Raw genomic sequence first — 15,171 nt, 5'->3', positions numbered from 1 at the left:
TTAAAAATCATGACAGGAATTTTACAGAGAAACAATCCAGTTTTTTTGGGTAATTTCCGATAAATAAAATGTGATGCTTGCACGTACTTTTTTAATCACATCGTTGCTTGTCTTAGTGGGCTGCATGAACGGCGGCTTTGAAACTCTTTCTTCAGCGTTGAAATTAAAGACAACTTTAAAAGCGGCATATAAAACAACGGACGTTATTGCCCTACAGTGGCAAGTCGCTAAAGGTGATCAGGCGCCAGAATATTTGCAGCTTGAAGTTTCTACGGATGATGGAAAAACTTGGACCGTTCATCAAGAGAATATTGAACCTACGGGTCTGTATGATTGGGATCTTAGTCCATTGCTTCCGGGAACTTATAAAGTGGCCTTGGTCACTTTCATTAAAGGCACTTCAGAACGTTTTATTCTAGGCTCTATTTTTATCGACAATCAAGTTCCTGTGGTAGGTGCTGATCAATCGATCTCGGTCACTGAAGACACGGTAAAAACCTTTGATATCAATCTTCCTGTAGAAAATGATCAGTACACTCTTTCTATTGTATCAGCACCGACAAAAGGAAGCCTTACGGGTTGCACGGATGGTGGTTCAACGCTTCAGTGTGTGTACACCACCAGTGCCGATAATGATCTTGATGATCAGTTTACTTATAAGATCGTGGATCGTGCTGGATATGAATCAGCCATTGGGACAGTGAATTTCGATCTTCAACCACTCAATGACGTCCCCGTTATTACGACCCTTGCTTGTGCTGCTTCGGCCGGCGAAAACGTTCTTTATTCCTGCACTATAAGTGCAACAGATGTGGATTTGCCATCACCGCTGACCTTAAGTTATCAGTTAGATCCAGCGACGACCTGTGGACCATGGTTGACTATCGACTCAAGCACAGGAGTCGTTAGTGGAACACCGGCTGGAAGTGATGTGGGAACCTCATGTACGGTGGAAGTTTATGCTGAAGACGATGTAAGTGGTCAAAGCCAGCATTTTGCTTGGAGCTTAGCGATCGAAAATTCCCCTCCGATTATAATTTTAACCGGCGGACCCTATTCTATAAATGAAGATGCAGGCTTAGCGACAGTAATCCCGGCAGGAAATATTTCCTCCATCGAAGAGGGCGGAGCGAGTACCTACAGTCTTTCGACGCCGTCTGTTTCTGGTGATCTGTGCGAAGATCACACGGCAGCGCCGTTGGCGACAAACCTATCGATTGATTCAAGTACAGGAGCGGTGAGCTTTAGACCTCAAGCAAACTATCAAGGCACTTGTTATATCCGAGTCAATTTAACAGATAGCTTTCCATCAACGGGTTATTTGGACGTTCCGATTCAAGTGAACAATCAGCAGGATGCCCCGGCGGTAGCAACTAATTTAACCCCGTGTGCAGCTGCCATCACAGAAGACGTACCTTATACTTGCACTGTCACAATCACAGACCCAGACCCTGAAGTATTGACTTTAAGTCGTCATGCCTCTGACACCTGCGGTTGGATTTCTGAAACCTATGGGGCCGACAATAGAACCGTGACTTTTTCAGGAACTCCTAATGATAGCGATGTGGGTGTTTGCATACTTGCTTTAGAAGCGGCAGACCCTTTGGCGGCGAATCACATGCAGTCACTATCCATCACAGTGAATAATGCAGAGCCCACTTTAACAATCGCAGCTCCAACCACCTTGGTTGAAGATGTGGAAACAATGCCAGCCACTGTCTTAACTGACGTTCAAGTCGTTTCTCTGGATGAAACCCATGGGACATATTCTTTAGATTTTACTGGGCTTACAGGGACTGCGTGTAACGATGCTGCCGTCATCGCTGTCCCCTCGGATTTCAGCATTAATTCAACCACGGGTGCTGTCACCTTTTTGCCACGTGCTGATTACTTTGGAACTTGTTATGCAAATATTCAATTTGATGATGGCAATGGGGCTGGCAATTCGATTGATACTAAAGAAGTGACCTTTGTTGTGGATCCAGTTAACGATGCTCCGCAAATTACAGCGATTCCAACCAGCCACGAAATTCTTTTAAATCCAAGCGGCGCAACCACATCCTCATTTAATCTGACTATTGACGTGGGCCCAGCGAATGAAAACAGCCAGTCATTACAGTTGATTTGTACAAATTCGAATACTTCCAGGTTGACGGTGGATTGCACGCAAAACCGCAATGGTGATGGCGTTTTGACAGTGAATCTTTCTGCGATAGCGGGACTTGATACCTCTGCTATAGTGACAGTGAAAGTCAAAGATAGCGCAGCAGGAACGGATGAATCCACCGTGGCTACGATCCATGTTTCTGTCACGGATGCTGTGGTATTATCGGCCATTGCTGCGAGCACAAATAATTATAATATCTATGACCAGGCGGTTGCTCAGTACAGTACGGGTGTTGCTACTTCTACGCGAACTTTTGTCGTGACCGTAAATCCGGGTGTGACAGTTTCAAGTGCAGATCCAAGTTTGCCAGCCATGCGAACGGGCTCTTTGGTCGCTGGGGCGCGTGTGCGATTGATTAATAAGGGATCGATAATAGGCGCTGCCGGTGCTGGTGGAAGTTCTGCATTTGCAGCGACTGGTGCTCAACGCATGGGTCAGCATGGAGGAACTGCATTTAAAATTGAAGCTCTTTACGCCCAAGTGGATATTCTGAATGACGGATTTATTTTCGGCGGCGGCGGTGGCGGCGGTCGCGGTGGAACAGACAACACAGATGCAGGCGCCGGCGGGGCCGGGGGACGTGGTGAAGATGCAGTCGCGAACGTCAATGGCACTGCGGGGGCATTGGCCGGGGGATCTGGTGGGAACAAAGCCACAAGCCTTATTTATGGAACAACACCAGCGGCAGATTATGCGCCTTCAAACGGAATCGGTCCCACGGATGGAATGGCAGGACAGGGTGGTTCAAGTTGTTTAATTGGAACGGCTTTAGGAAACAGCGCCGGTGAAGCTTATTTTGGCCGAGGTGGTTTTGGTGCCGGCTTCGGCGGTGGGGCGGGGGCATGTTCTGTCACCTATGGCGGTGGCGGCGGTGGTGGGTATTATGGCGGTGGCGGTGGTTCTGGGGGCCTAGCTGACAATCAAGATGCGGGAAACGTGAATACCGACACCAATGGTTATAATGGCGGTCATGGTGGCGCCGCAATTGAAGTTCCGACCAGCGTGAATTCGCCTAGCGATATAAATATTGATATCACCCCAGGGGCTACAAGCAAAATAGCGGGTTGTGTGTGGAACGACTTTAGTGGCGTTTACCTAGTTTCAGTCACGTCAGATAGTGATGTGAATAACAGAGCACTGACTTTCAGTTCAACAACGAGTCTTGATGTCAGTGCGCCGCCAGGAATTAAATTCTGGAACAATGGTCGTGGTAAAGCCTATCGCTAGTGGGCTGTACTTGAAGCGTGCAGCGGCGAATGGAAATCCACCTCCAAGGTCACTTTCGTATTTAACAATCTTGAAATAGGGCAATTGGCTTTTGAATCTTCAGCGATGGCTTGAAATGTTTTAGCATCACAGTCTGGCACTTGCGCGCGCAGTTTAAGTTTTGAAGAGGTCACCGTAAAGCCGTCTCCTTGTTTTTCAATGGTCACGACAGCACTGGTTTCAAGGCTGTCAGCAATAAATCCTTTTTTCTCTAAGGCTCCAGCTAAAAACATGGAAAAGCATCCCGCATGGGCAGCGCCAACAAGTTCTTCAGGATTGGTCCCTGGAACATCTTCAAAGCGATTTGAAAAGGTGTAAGGAACATTTTTAACAGCGCCACTTTCAGTTGAAAGTTCACCTTTGCCTTTTTTTAAGTTGCCTCTCCAGATAGCACTGGCTTTTCGATCCATGAAATCCTCCTCATGAGCGGCTATTTTACGATCAACTTAAACAGGTAAAGTAGCCCCGGCGCTAAAATACACACTTGGCAAAAAGGGCCTAATGCTGATGAAATGATTCCCATGAGTTTAGCAGTATTCTTTCAAGATCTAATTCAACGAGTCGAAGAATCCGACACCATCACCAATGCCGGAAAAGACAAAGAAGGTTTTTATAAGCCAACCAGAACGATTTTATTGCGGCACTTGCAATTGCTAAAAGACCTCCATCAGAAACCGTTGGCAAAACAGATGGTGAAAGCATCCTGGGCTTACGTGATTGAAAACGTACCTCCGGAGTGGCTAGTGCCAGCTCCGGAAGACCGTGAAGAATTAAAGAGGATTTTAGAGTAAGCCTTAGTCGGCTTTGTAGGTGATCGGAATGATCTGTGATTGCGTATCTTCAATCACTAAATCACGAACGGCTTTATTTTTCGGCGCATAAAGAATCAAATTGTTTGCAGCGTAGCCTTTTTGCAAAGGCACTGTGATTGATTCTTGAGCCTTGAGTTCAATTTTTTCTGGGATTCCATCAAAAGCCTGGCCCAATGGATTTGCAGAAATTTTCGTCCATTGTACATCGTTTGTTTGAAGGTAGTCATCATATTCAACCGCATAACCCACTTGGTGAGTTGTTGAAATTTTCAGACTTAATTCACCAGTATCATTAACCCCAACAAGCGCAAGTTCCGCTTCGATAATCGCAAGTGTTGAATTATCAAAAACTTTCATTTCGCGCAGGTCAATCACCGCAGCCGTGTAGTTTTCTTCTGTTTTTGGATTGGTTACAGAATCAGTTTCAAACTTCTTGCGAAGTTCACGGGCTTTTGTGCCATCTAATAGAAGGCTAGAGAAAACCTCGCCACTTAAGCCTGGCAAGGACCCTTGGGTTAAACCTGCTAATTCTTGATCCATGATGCCATCGTTGTTTGTATCAAACTGCACGTTCACTTCGCAGTTATTCCAAGTCGTCATGCCTTCAAAAAGTTTAAGAGCAAACTGAATAAATTTGCCACCATCGCGTTCAACAATACGATAGCCTGCAGATTGAAGATCACAATGACGATTGTGAACAACGTCAGGTCTGTTATCTTTTTTGCGACCATCTTGCGCTAACAAATTGAAAAGATAAGCAGTGCCTGGGTTTGCGCTTTTGTTTTCAATCGTGATCTCTGCCATGCTGCCTGGTGCATCGTTGGCAGACGTTGACTGAACTACAACTTCCTTAGCCTGAACTTGGGAAATTAAACGAGTCACCACCAGAGCTGGCACTTGCAAAGCTTTTTCGCCTTGCGCGTTTTCAAAGACCAAATATCCATCTAGTTCATCAGTGGCGTTTTTAATTCCTGCTGCAGAAATCTTTGCAACAACCGTGATGGTTTTGCTTTCGCCCGCAGCCAGGGTCACAGCCGGGGCAAGCAAGTTCAAAGAAGCTGACCCAGTCCATACTGGTCTCACAGTGATTTCTGCTGCAGTGATATTTTTTAGAATGATGTCTTTTTTAAGACTCTTTTTCTTTTCAACATCAGTGATGCCAAATGAAAGGCTTGCTGGAAGACTGATCACTTGCGCTTTTAACGAAGCACCCACTTGAACGCGACCTGCACCTTGGCGGCTCACGCTATACTGATTTTTCTTTTCATCCACCATGAGCTTGGTGTGGCCCATAGCAACTGATTTTAGCTCTAGGGGAGTCAGTGCGCTGAATTTTTGTTTTAACAAAGCCATAACTCCGGCCATGTGAGGACCTGCCATCGAGGTTCCAGACATAGCTTCACCTTTAGCTCCACCGCCCATTGCCGCAGAAATGATATTGGATCCCGGAGCAGCAATTTCAGGTTTGATCATACCGTCTTCAGAACGGGGACCACGGGAAGAAAAGTCTGAAACCGTGTCTGCTAACCAAGGCTTTTCAATTTTGAAAGCAGGCTTTAAGTTGGCAGTCACAGAACCTTTTTGCAGGTGTTCCTTAATTTTTTTTGCAGCTTCTTGAGTGATCATGACGCCAGGGATTTCAAATTTACCTTCACCGCCCATGACAAACGCATCACCCGGGGCATTGTTGCCAACGACGACGGCAATGGCTCCAGCCTCTGCCGCACGTTTGATTTTTTCAGTGAACGCCACTTTACCACGATCAATAAAGGCTATTTTGCCTTTCACTTGATCTTTTACTTCTTGTTCAAAATCAGTATCAGCAAATCCTAAGAAGATGATTTCACCTTGGGCAATAGCAACGTCTGCTAAAGGTTTAGTGACCGCACCTTCTACGAATTCAGTTTTAAGGCTGTCGTTTGCAAAGGTAAATTCTGCCGCAGCAAAGGTTGTATTAAGGTCGCTATTGTCTACGCTTGATGCAACGGAAATCGCCTCATCAGAAACACCGGGGGCACCGACAACATAAGGAAGGTCGCCAGAGTTTCCGCCAGAAGCCACAACGATCACGCCCCCTTTTGTAAGGTTGCGAATTGCGTGATTGTACATGATATGAGCACTGCCGTAGTTACTGCCTAAAGAAAGATTGACGACATCTAGTTTGTCATCAAATTGCAAATCGCCATTGGGATCCATCGCGTATTCCAGACCCGCGATCACCACTTCGTCACTGGTGCTGCCCTTAGCGCCAAAAACTTTAATAGCATATAGCAAAGCTTCCGGAGCCACGCCGCTATAAGTGTTCACGCCATCACCGATACCAGCCACGGTTCCAGCCACGTGGGTTCCATGCCCACCCTCATCAAGAGGATTGGCATCACGAACAGGAATGCGATGTTCAAGATTCTCAGAACCGGAATGGTAGTTGGTGCCGGCAAGGTCAATCCCGCCGACAACTTTAGTATTAGGGAAAGCGGCATTAGGCTGACTTGGGTCAATGGATTCATAGGCTTCAGAAGTGCCTTCACCATTAAACATTTTATGGGTGTAGTCGATGCCGGTGTCGATGATGCCGACCTTCATGCCTTCACCGCGGATGTTTTGCTTATAAGCTTCTTCCACGCCGATATAATTTACAGAAGTTTTATCGTTAAGAACGGCTAACTGAGACGCTTGGGTCAAAGCTTTAGGGCGGGCAAAAGTTCCTGACTTTTCAGTCATTACAACGTTCGGTAACGCTTTAATTTTTTCGTACGCATCTGCCGGGGCCCAAATAGCAAGACCGTTTAGAACTAAACGGTAGCGTTCCAAGATCTTGATTTTAGGTGAAAGCGCCTGAAGCTCAGCAATAGTTGCAGATTGTTCTTCGTCGATTTGCTTGATGATGTCTTTGTTGATAACGATGCTGCCATCTTCTTCGCGCGTCGAATATTCAAGCAAAGATTCAGTTTGTAGTTTTAAGATGGCAGTAAATGGTTCTTCTGTGGTGGGACGGTTTGAAAACAGTCCTTGGAAGAATTCGGTATTTAAAAATTCGCTGGGTTTGCTGTTAGTGCAGCCTGAAATTAAAAGTGCTGACAGTGCTAGTGTTGATAGCTTTTTGTGCATTGATCCCCCCTGGTGGACTCAGTGTCAAAGAGGCTCCACCCCGGAACCTTTTTTGCCACCTCGGCCGGTGATCCAAGAACCATGCCGGGCCTGCTGGTGTCAATTTTTATTCCCGTAAAATGGGCCCGTTTCAATTGTAATTTCCCATGGGGGCCCCACGGCTTATTGTGGGCCTTTGAGGGGCTAAGTAAGATCACTAAAACCTCATATAAAAAGGAGCCACTATGCAAAAAATATCTCCCTGCCTTTGGTTCAACACCCAAGCCGAGGAAGCAGCCAAATTTTATACCTCTGTTTTTAAGAATTCGAAGATCCTAAGAACCAGTTATTATGGTCGCTCTGCGGCAGAAGTGTCAGGGATGCCCCAGGGGTCGGTTCTTACCGTAGAGTTTGAAATTGAGGGGCAATATTTCACGGCGCTAAATGGTGGTCCTATTTTTCAGTTCACCCCGGCGATTTCGTTAATGGTGAACTGCCAGTCCCAAGCTGAGGTGGATGAGCTTTTTAAAAAAATGAGCGCAGATCCCAAAGCCGAGCAGTGCGGTTGGCTGAAAGACAAATTTGGAATTTCCTGGCAAATAGTTCCTGAACAATTAAACAAAATGATGGAAGATAAAGACCCAGAAAAAGTAGAGCGTGTCATGCAAGCGATGCTTAAAATGAAAAAGCTCGACATCGCAGGGCTTGAAAGCGCATATCGAGGATAGATTTGACGAAACCAGGGCCTTCAGAATTTAATATAATTATGAAGGCTTTAAAGATCGCAGTTTATGGAATCGCAAAAAACGAAGAAACCGTGGCCGCTCGTTGGGCAGCATCTGCTGCGGAAGCCGATGTGAGGGTCGTCTTAGATACAGGCAGCACTGATCGCACCGTGCAGGTTTTGGCCGCTAACGGGGTTGAAGTTCACAGGGCATTGATAACGCCTTGGCGTTTTGATGAAGCTCGCAATCGCAGCCTTGATTTAGTCCCCGCGGATGTGGATATTTGTATCTCATTAGATCTTGATGAAGTTTTAAGTCCTGGTTGGCGCGACGAAGTCATTAAAGCATGGATTCCCGGAACAACCATGATCCGTTATCCCTTCATCACAGGTTTCCACCAAAATGGAAGTCCTTCGCAAGTCAGTTGGGGGCATAAGGTTCATAAGCGTGACGGCTATCGCTGGAAGTACGCAATTCATGAAATCTTAAGACCCGTGGGCCAGCACCAAGAAGTTTTCACCCAAGGTTTTAAGATCGAACATCTTGAAGTTAAAGAAAGATCCCCAGACAGGTACTTAGATATTATTCGCCAATGGTCGCTTTTAGAACCGGACGAACCACGCTATCAACAATACTTAGCCAGAAATCTTTTTGATCAAGGGAAGTACGAAGAATGTCTTGCTGTCTTAGAAAAATATTTTAATCTTCCTAATCTTGATGCGCCCGAAAAAGCTTTTTCCTATCGCATACAGGCGTGGTGTTATCGCCAGTTAAACGCAGGGCCCGATCTTATCGTTGAAGCTTTGTTGAAGGCTGTAGCGAACTCCCCAAGGGAAAGAGAAACCTGGGCCCATCTGGCAGAGGAAATGTATTTTTTTGGAAACATTCCCAACGCCTATTCCGCGTTAACCAATGCACTTCGTATAAAAGATGTTTACCAAAGCTATCGCTTAGAACCAGACGTATGGAATGGAAAACTTGAAATGATGATGGACAAAGTGATCGTTGAATTAAAAAGAAGCCTTTAGGAAAAAAACCGAGTCTTGCAACTCGGTTTTTTTTCAGTCTTTAGTTTTTAGGTTGGTCTACGATACGCAGATACGGTTTTAATGTTTTCCATCCTTGTGGAAACTTTTGTTTAGCTTGCTCATCAGAAATTGATGGCGGAATGATCACTTGATCGCCGGGGTGCCAGTTGACTGGTGTGGCTACTGTGTATTTCGTCGTAAGTTGGCAAGAATCTAAAAGTCTTAAAACTTCATTAAAATTTCTGCCGCTGCTCATCGGATAGACTAACATCGCTTTAATTTTTTTATCAGGTCCAATGATGAATACATTTCTGACGGTTTGGTTGTCTGATGGAGTTCGATTTGCCGAAGGCTGTTCTTCAGCTGGCAGCATATCATAGGCTTTTGCAATTTTTAAATCTGCATCACCAATCATAGGAAACGTGACTGCCGCCCCTTGGGTTTCTTCGATGTCTTTAGCCCATTTTGCATGATTATCAATAGGGTCGACACTAAGACCGATGATTTTTGTATTTCGCTTGTCAAACTCAGGCTTCATTCTAGCCATGCAACCTAGTTCAGTTGTGCAAACAGGTGTGAAGTCTTTGGGATGTGAAAATAAAATCGCCCATCCATCGCCAATCCAATCGTGGAAAGTGATTTTGCCATGGGTGGTTTCAGCTATAAAGTTAGGTGCTTCGGAATTTATTCTTAAAGCCATAATAAGCTCCTCTAAAGTTGTTAAATTAGGTGAACTTACTTTGAGTGGAGTCATCACTGAAAACAATGGGAAAAACTTTGTATGCTCTCACTGTAACAGTGATGTATTACTTGGTAGTTATATGGACTCAAGAAAAATTATTTTGAATTTAAGGCCCCACGAATTTCTGTGAATAAAAGTTCTGCTGTCATTTTTAATTTTACCGATGAACTAACTGAAAGGGGTGAAACTAGATGCACCGGTAAACCGGGACTGCTCCAGCCAGGCAAGGCATAAGCTAACGCTCCATCTTCGATCGCTTGGCGGCAAATAAATTTCGGGACCAAGGCTATGCCACCCCCAGCAATGGCCATATTTAAAAGACTGGTCATTTGGTTACTTGAAATACGTGGCTTAATTTTTAACAGCGCTGTCTTACTTTCATTTTTTAAGCTCCACTTTGATATCAAATTGGGGTCGTTCAAAGTTAAACAATCATGATTTTCTAAATCTTTCGGCCCGCGGATTTTTTCTTTTTTTCTTAGATACGTTGGCGAAGCCACCGGTACTAGAACGATTTCGCCAATTTTTTTGGCTTTAAGGCTGCTTTCAGTTAACTTGCCAATTCGAACGGCTAAATCAAATCCCTCTTTGACTAAATCTAAAACTTCATCGGTATAAACTAGTTCAAAATTCAAAGCCGGGTGAGTCTGCCCAAGACGGGCAATGGTGGGGGCGATGACTTGAGAACCTAAATCTTCTGGAGCCGTAATACGAATCAAGCCAGAAACTATACTGTCTTGACCATGCAACGATCGCTGCGCATCTTCTAAGGTCTGGATAGGGCCGACACATGAATCATAAAAAGCTTTTCCCGCAGGGGTCAGAGTCAAGCTGCGGGTTGTTCGTAAAAGCAATTTAGTTCCAGTGTTATTTTCTAAGGCAGTGACAGCTTTACTGACCGTGGATTTCGGGATCTTTAGTAATTCCGCTGCTTTTGAAAAACTAGAGTTTTGTACGACTTTAACAAAGATCCGAGTCAATTGTAAATCCATAAGGGACCCCCCTATTGTTTCTATACGGAAACAGTGTATTTCAATTTATGCCTCTTATCAACAATGCGATGATGAGAGATACTAGAGGTGTTCATTAAGGAGTCATTTATGAAAAAAGAAACTGTTTTAGTCATTGGTGCTTCAGGCACTGTAGGTTCTGAGGTCGGAAGTTCATTAAAAGCTCAAGGTTACACCGTTAAATCTGCAACCAGCAAAAAAGCGAGCGGTGAAAATTCCGTTTATTTAAATTTAGCTACTGGCGAAGGCATCAATTCAGCCTTTGAAGGTGTGGATCGTGCCTTTTTACTTTCTCCTCCGGGATACGCCGATCAATACAGAATGTTGTCGCCGCTGATTCAAGAAGCGAAACGCCGTGGTCTTAGAAAAGTTGTTTTAATGACTGCTATGGGTGCTAACGCTGTTGAAACGGCCCCGTTTCGCAAAGCTGAAATTGAATTAGAAAAATCAGGTTTGGCTTATAACATCGTTCGCCCTAACTGGTTTATGCAAAACTTCAATACTTTCTGGGTTGAGGGGATCAAGCAGCACGGAAAAATACTTTTACCTGTGGGCACAGCCAAAACTAGTTTTATCGACGCCAAAGATATTTCTGATGTGGTTACAAAGTTACTAATAAGTGATGAATTTAATAATCAAGCTTTTGATATCACCGGACCTGAAGCCTTAAATCATGATGAAGTTGCAGCGCTGATTTCAGAAGCTACAGGCAAAAAGATTGTTTATTCTGAAATTCAACCTGCGGAACTTAAAAAAGCTTTTTTCGTCGCAGGAATGCCTGAAGACTATTCTGACTTTTTATTGATGATCTTAGGTTTTTTAAAAGAAGGCTACAATGCGGGAATTACTGACGGAGTGAAGCGAATCTTAGGTCGTGAGCCGCGCACGATGAAAAATTACGCCAAAGAATATCGATCATCTTGGGTATAAACTTCACAGGCGAATGTAGAGGTGAAAGCTAAAGGTCTTATCAACCTTGGTCCGGCAAGTGTGTCAGTTTCTGTATATAAACTTGATGCAGAATTTTAATAAGCCATACTTAACAGATAAGGTGAGGTAGTAATGAAGTATCGCTTAGGGCTTTTAGCTTTTCTTTCTTTTGTCGTTCAAACCAATATTTCAGAGGCTAAAGAGATTCCGGTGCAAGCTAGATTTTTTTTCGGAAATTCTACGATTGATCCTGAACAACTCAACACAGCTGTTGAAGCACAAGGCATTAAAAAGTTTGAGTCTGCGATGCAGTTCGGGGTTGAGGTGACTTATCCTGTTCTTAAGTATTTAGACTTTGGCGTTCGATATACTAAACACTCTCAAACGAACACTGAAGATACGGATAACATTATTACTGAATACAGTACCAAAATTGATCAAGACGGTGTTCTTTTGGTGGGACGTGTGCCGATACTTCGTGAAGGTATTTTCCGTGTAGATGCTTTCGCAGGATTCGGGGGCACGAATACCACCGTCACAGTCAAGTCTGCAACCCAAGATGGTGAATACACAAGAAAAGAAGCGGAAGGTTGGTTTTCAACTCCTTACGCCGCTTACGGAGTTTCCGCTGGTATTGGTTACAAACAGTTATACCTTATGTTTGAAGGTGGAATGGAAATAAATAAAGTTTCTGGATTCACCCGTGCAGGCTCAGTAAGCGCAAACATGGATGAAGTAGATCTGTCGGGTTCCTATTTCACCATCGGTATCATGTTAGACGGTATCCCGGGAACGATTGGCAAATAATCTATAACTTAGGCTGGCTGATCCCCTGAAGCTTCAATGGCTTTATTTAAAAGGGCAAAACCTTCAGCGCCCGCCAATTTTTCAGCGAACGGGTCGGTGAACAAGCGGCTTTCGACGTCAGGCTTGTTTTGATTCTACCGCACGCATGGCAGCGACCAGCAGTGATGTTTTTCCGATTCCGTCCATAAGCTTCCTTTAATTATTTTAAATAATTTTATTAGGCTTATTAAAAATGGCAAGGGCGAAAAAATTTGGTTGACAGGTTACGTAACCAGTTACATAAAGGCCGACATGAAATTCTTTGATCAAGTTGGCAAAATGGCGATGGGGACACGGATACGTTTTCTTGGGGATAAAATAACTCAAGACGCGGCACAGATTTATAAGGTGTACGACAACGCTCTTCAGCCCAAGTGGTTCCCCGTATTTTATGTTTTATCTTCAGATGGTGAAAGTACGGTTACGGCTATTGCAGAATATATTGGTCATTCCCATGCCTCCGTCAGCAAAATCCTGGCCGAAATGTCTAAAGCCGGCCTTGTCTTAGAAAAGACCGATCCAAAGGACCGCAGAAAAACTAAAATTTCTTTATCAAAAAAAGGCAAAGAGATCGCCAACAATATCTCTGATCAGTTTCAGGATGTAGGCGCTGCAATTGAAGAAATCTCTGCCCAAACCACTCACAATCTGTGGGCCGCTATCGAAGAATGGGAATATTTCTTAGCGCAGAAGTCTTTATTAGAACGAGTCATCGAAAAGAAAAAGCAGCGGGAATCCATCTCGGTTAAAATTGAATCCTATAAGCCAAAATACAAAGAGGCCTTTTTTAAACTCAATGAAGAATGGATCTCTAAATATTTTAAAATGGAACAGCCGGATCGTGACGCTTTAGGAAATCCCAAAGGTTACATTTTGGACAAGGGCGGGGCGATCTTTGTAGCCACTCTAAACGGGGAACCGGTTGGAGTTTGTGCGTTGATTAAACGCGATGACCTGAATTGTTTTGAATTAGCCAAAATGGCTGTTTCACCAAAAGCCCAAGGGAAAAACATCGGATACTTACTTGGTAAAGCGTGCATTGAAAAAGCGGAAGAATTAAAAACGGATCGTCTTTTCTTAGAAAGTAATACGATCTTAAAGCCTGCCATTCGACTTTACGAAAAATTAGGTTTTAAAAAAGTGGTGGGACCACCTACTCCCTATGAACGTTGCAATATTCAGATGGAACTAAGATTAAACACGGGGAACTAAGGTTTTCTTTTCGTAACCTTTACGAAATTTAACTTTAAGCCGCGTGATTTTTTCTGAAGTCTATTTTTAAAATGCCTTTTGTTTTTAAAAGCAGGAGGCGACCTATGTGTTTCTCAGCGACAGTCAGTTATGGTGCCGCCACAGTTTTAGTCGCGACCGGCACCATCACCACTCTAAAAAACAAATTAAAAGAACAAAGGATGATCGCGGCGATTCCTTTTTTATTTGGCATCCAACAAGCGGCTGAGGGAATCGTGTGGCAAACGCTACGAACCGATTCTGCAGCCTTTCTGGGGCATATTGGCAGTGTTCTTTTCGTGACGGTCGCTTTGGTGATCTGGCCAAGCTGGTTACCCTGGTCGCTTTATCAAATAGAGCAAAACGAAAAAAGAAAAAGGATATTAAAAGCCATTGGGATCATGGGCCTAATAGTGTCTTGTTTGGCGGCTTGGGTTCTTTCTGCTTCAGAAGTTCATGCCTATCAAACAGGCCATAGCTTGGGGTACACTTTTCACAATGTCAGAAGATTCTGGCCCGCCAGTCTTGATTTTCTTCTTTACGATATTCCCACTTTAGTACCCTTCTTCGTTTCAAGTCTGCGCACAGTGAAAATAGCCGGTGTATTAGTATTTTTAGGAATGATGGTCGCTGCCATCGTTAACCGCGAAGCAAGCACTTCGATTTGGTGCTTCTTTGCAGCATTAATCAGCTTTTATATCGCTTGGAATGTGCTGTGGGTGCAAAGAGGAAGAATTGCGTAAAAGTCTTCGTTTTAAAAGCAAAAATCTGATACATAAAGAATGAATAGCAAAGGAATCAGTATGGACGCTCATTATGGCAAAGTGATGCAAGCACGAGATCAAATTAAAGACGGCGGAAGCAGACTCTATTTTGCTTACTCTGGTGTTTTAGATCGTCAGGCTTTTGAAATCTGGGCCGAAGAACACAGCTATCAATTTTTTAAATTGCCAGAAGGCCAAGTGGCTGAAGCAAAAGGTGTTGATTTGATTTTTGATTTCCCTTCACGCTGGTGGGGCGGTCGTGTGGCAGGATTGACGGAAAAAACAGGATCCTCTGTCTTCGGAAGACTGTTTGAAATTCCGGCGAAAGAATGGCCTATCATTCAACACAAAGAAGGTGTTGTGACAGGAATGTCAGTAGAAAAAATTTTAACTGTGACAGTCGACGGAAAAGAATTTGAAGCCACCGTATTTGTGACTTCGCCAAGCCGTCAAAGTCTTGATGGTCCTGTAAGTGATAGATACCTTGAAGCTCTGGTTCGCGGCGCAAAAGCGTCTGGACTGCCACAGACTTATGTGGATTCGTTACCCACAAAAGCCAAATAA

General features: G+C 44.2%; 13 protein-coding genes. 9 read left to right on the top strand and 4 right to left on the bottom strand.

Annotation, left to right across the window (positions count from 1 at the left end; translation table 11 throughout):
• Positions 1-73 precede the first annotated feature (73 nt).
• Entirely contained in the window at positions 74-3,394 is a 3,321-nt protein-coding gene (locus MNR06_RS05850; protein ID WP_243539994.1) for an Ig-like domain-containing protein, read from the top strand.
• Here MNR06_RS05850 and MNR06_RS05845 read toward each other — a convergent pair.
• Positions 3,391-3,843 (bottom strand): OsmC family protein, encoded by a 453-nt coding sequence (locus tag MNR06_RS05845; protein WP_243539993.1) that lies wholly within the window; start codon positions 3,841-3,843, stop codon positions 3,391-3,393. The genes MNR06_RS05850 and MNR06_RS05845 overlap by 4 nt on opposite strands.
• 111 nt (positions 3,844-3,954) lie before the next feature.
• Here MNR06_RS05845 and MNR06_RS05840 point away from each other — a divergent pair, with 111 nt between their 5' ends.
• Positions 3,955-4,224 carry a hypothetical protein gene (locus MNR06_RS05840; RefSeq protein ID WP_243539990.1) on the top strand — a complete coding sequence of 90 codons (270 nt, stop codon included), beginning with the start codon at positions 3,955-3,957 and terminating at the stop codon, positions 4,222-4,224.
• Between the two features lie 3 nt (positions 4,225-4,227).
• Here MNR06_RS05840 and MNR06_RS05835 read toward each other — a convergent pair whose 3' ends face one another.
• Complete coding sequence (locus tag MNR06_RS05835) at positions 4,228-7,353, bottom strand: S8 family serine peptidase (RefSeq protein WP_243539988.1); 3,126 nt, start codon at positions 7,351-7,353, stop codon at positions 4,228-4,230.
• A gap of 224 nt (positions 7,354-7,577) precedes the next feature.
• Between MNR06_RS05835 and MNR06_RS05830 the strand changes: the two genes are divergently transcribed.
• Positions 7,578-8,060: a VOC family protein gene (locus MNR06_RS05830; RefSeq protein ID WP_243539987.1), complete on the top strand. Its 483-nt coding sequence runs from the start codon at positions 7,578-7,580 to the stop codon at positions 8,058-8,060.
• Between the two features lie 2 nt (positions 8,061-8,062).
• On the top strand, positions 8,063-9,085 hold the full coding sequence (locus MNR06_RS05825) for a glycosyltransferase family protein (RefSeq protein ID WP_243539985.1): 1,023 nt from the start codon (positions 8,063-8,065) through the stop codon (positions 9,083-9,085).
• Positions 9,086-9,125: 40 nt separating this feature from the next.
• Here MNR06_RS05825 and MNR06_RS05820 read toward each other — a convergent pair whose 3' ends face one another.
• Together MNR06_RS05820 and MNR06_RS05815 are read right to left on the bottom strand one after the other, a co-directional pair.
• Positions 9,126-9,785, bottom strand: coding sequence for a peroxiredoxin (locus MNR06_RS05820; RefSeq protein WP_243539983.1), 660 nt, complete (start codon positions 9,783-9,785; stop codon positions 9,126-9,128).
• 137 nt (positions 9,786-9,922) lie between these two features.
• Positions 9,923-10,819: a LysR family transcriptional regulator gene (locus MNR06_RS05815; protein ID WP_243539981.1), complete on the bottom strand. Its 897-nt coding sequence runs from the start codon at positions 10,817-10,819 to the stop codon at positions 9,923-9,925.
• A 108-nt stretch (positions 10,820-10,927) separates the two neighbouring features.
• Here MNR06_RS05815 and MNR06_RS05810 point away from each other — a divergent pair, with 108 nt between their 5' ends.
• From MNR06_RS05810 to MNR06_RS05790, 5 genes are all read left to right on the top strand, one after another.
• Positions 10,928-11,767, top strand: a complete 840-nt coding sequence (locus tag MNR06_RS05810) for an SDR family oxidoreductase (protein WP_243539973.1) — start codon at positions 10,928-10,930, stop codon at positions 11,765-11,767.
• Positions 11,768-11,899: 132 nt separating this feature from the next.
• Positions 11,900-12,574: a hypothetical protein gene (locus tag MNR06_RS05805; RefSeq protein ID WP_243539972.1), complete on the top strand. Its 675-nt coding sequence runs from the start codon at positions 11,900-11,902 to the stop codon at positions 12,572-12,574.
• Positions 12,575-12,865: 291 nt separating this feature from the next.
• Positions 12,866-13,825: a bifunctional helix-turn-helix transcriptional regulator/GNAT family N-acetyltransferase gene (locus MNR06_RS05800; RefSeq protein ID WP_243539970.1), complete on the top strand. Its 960-nt coding sequence runs from the start codon at positions 12,866-12,868 to the stop codon at positions 13,823-13,825.
• A gap of 104 nt (positions 13,826-13,929) precedes the next feature.
• A complete protein-coding gene (locus tag MNR06_RS05795) occupies positions 13,930-14,586 on the top strand; it encodes a DUF6629 family protein (protein ID WP_243539968.1) in 657 nt (218 codons plus the stop codon).
• A gap of 60 nt (positions 14,587-14,646) precedes the next feature.
• A complete protein-coding gene (locus tag MNR06_RS05790; RefSeq protein WP_407933210.1) occupies positions 14,647-15,171 on the top strand; it encodes a gamma-glutamylcyclotransferase in 525 nt (174 codons plus the stop codon).

Origin of the sequence: Bdellovibrio reynosensis (assembly GCF_022814725.1) — a bacterium.
Classification (GTDB): Bacteria; Bdellovibrionota; Bdellovibrionia; order Bdellovibrionales; family Bdellovibrionaceae; genus Bdellovibrio; species Bdellovibrio reynosensis.
Note: the sequence above shows the minus strand (reverse complement) of the source record. Positions and strands in the feature narration are given on the sequence as shown.

Bases quoted from the DNA above. Each gene is read 5' to 3' on its own strand.
- MNR06_RS05850 (WP_243539994.1), top strand. From the start codon at position 74: ATGCTTGCACGTACTTTTTTAATCACATCGTTGCTTGTCTTAGTGGGC.
- MNR06_RS05845 (WP_243539993.1), bottom strand. From the start codon at position 3,843: ATGGATCGAAAAGCCAGTGCTATCTGGAGAGGCAACTTAAAAAAAGGC.
- MNR06_RS05840 (WP_243539990.1), top strand. From the start codon at position 3,955: ATGAGTTTAGCAGTATTCTTTCAAGATCTAATTCAACGAGTCGAAGAA.
- MNR06_RS05835 (WP_243539988.1), bottom strand. From the start codon at position 7,353: ATGCACAAAAAGCTATCAACACTAGCACTGTCAGCACTTTTAATTTCA.
- MNR06_RS05830 (WP_243539987.1), top strand. From the start codon at position 7,578: ATGCAAAAAATATCTCCCTGCCTTTGGTTCAACACCCAAGCCGAGGAA.
- MNR06_RS05820 (WP_243539983.1), bottom strand. From the start codon at position 9,785: ATGGCTTTAAGAATAAATTCCGAAGCACCTAACTTTATAGCTGAAACC.
- MNR06_RS05815 (WP_243539981.1), bottom strand. From the start codon at position 10,819: ATGGATTTACAATTGACTCGGATCTTTGTTAAAGTCGTACAAAACTCT.
- MNR06_RS05810 (WP_243539973.1), top strand. From the start codon at position 10,928: ATGAAAAAAGAAACTGTTTTAGTCATTGGTGCTTCAGGCACTGTAGGT.
- MNR06_RS05805 (WP_243539972.1), top strand. From the start codon at position 11,900: ATGAAGTATCGCTTAGGGCTTTTAGCTTTTCTTTCTTTTGTCGTTCAA.
- MNR06_RS05800 (WP_243539970.1), top strand. From the start codon at position 12,866: ATGAAATTCTTTGATCAAGTTGGCAAAATGGCGATGGGGACACGGATA.
- MNR06_RS05795 (WP_243539968.1), top strand. From the start codon at position 13,930: ATGTGTTTCTCAGCGACAGTCAGTTATGGTGCCGCCACAGTTTTAGTC.
- MNR06_RS05790 (WP_407933210.1), top strand. From the start codon at position 14,647: ATGGACGCTCATTATGGCAAAGTGATGCAAGCACGAGATCAAATTAAA.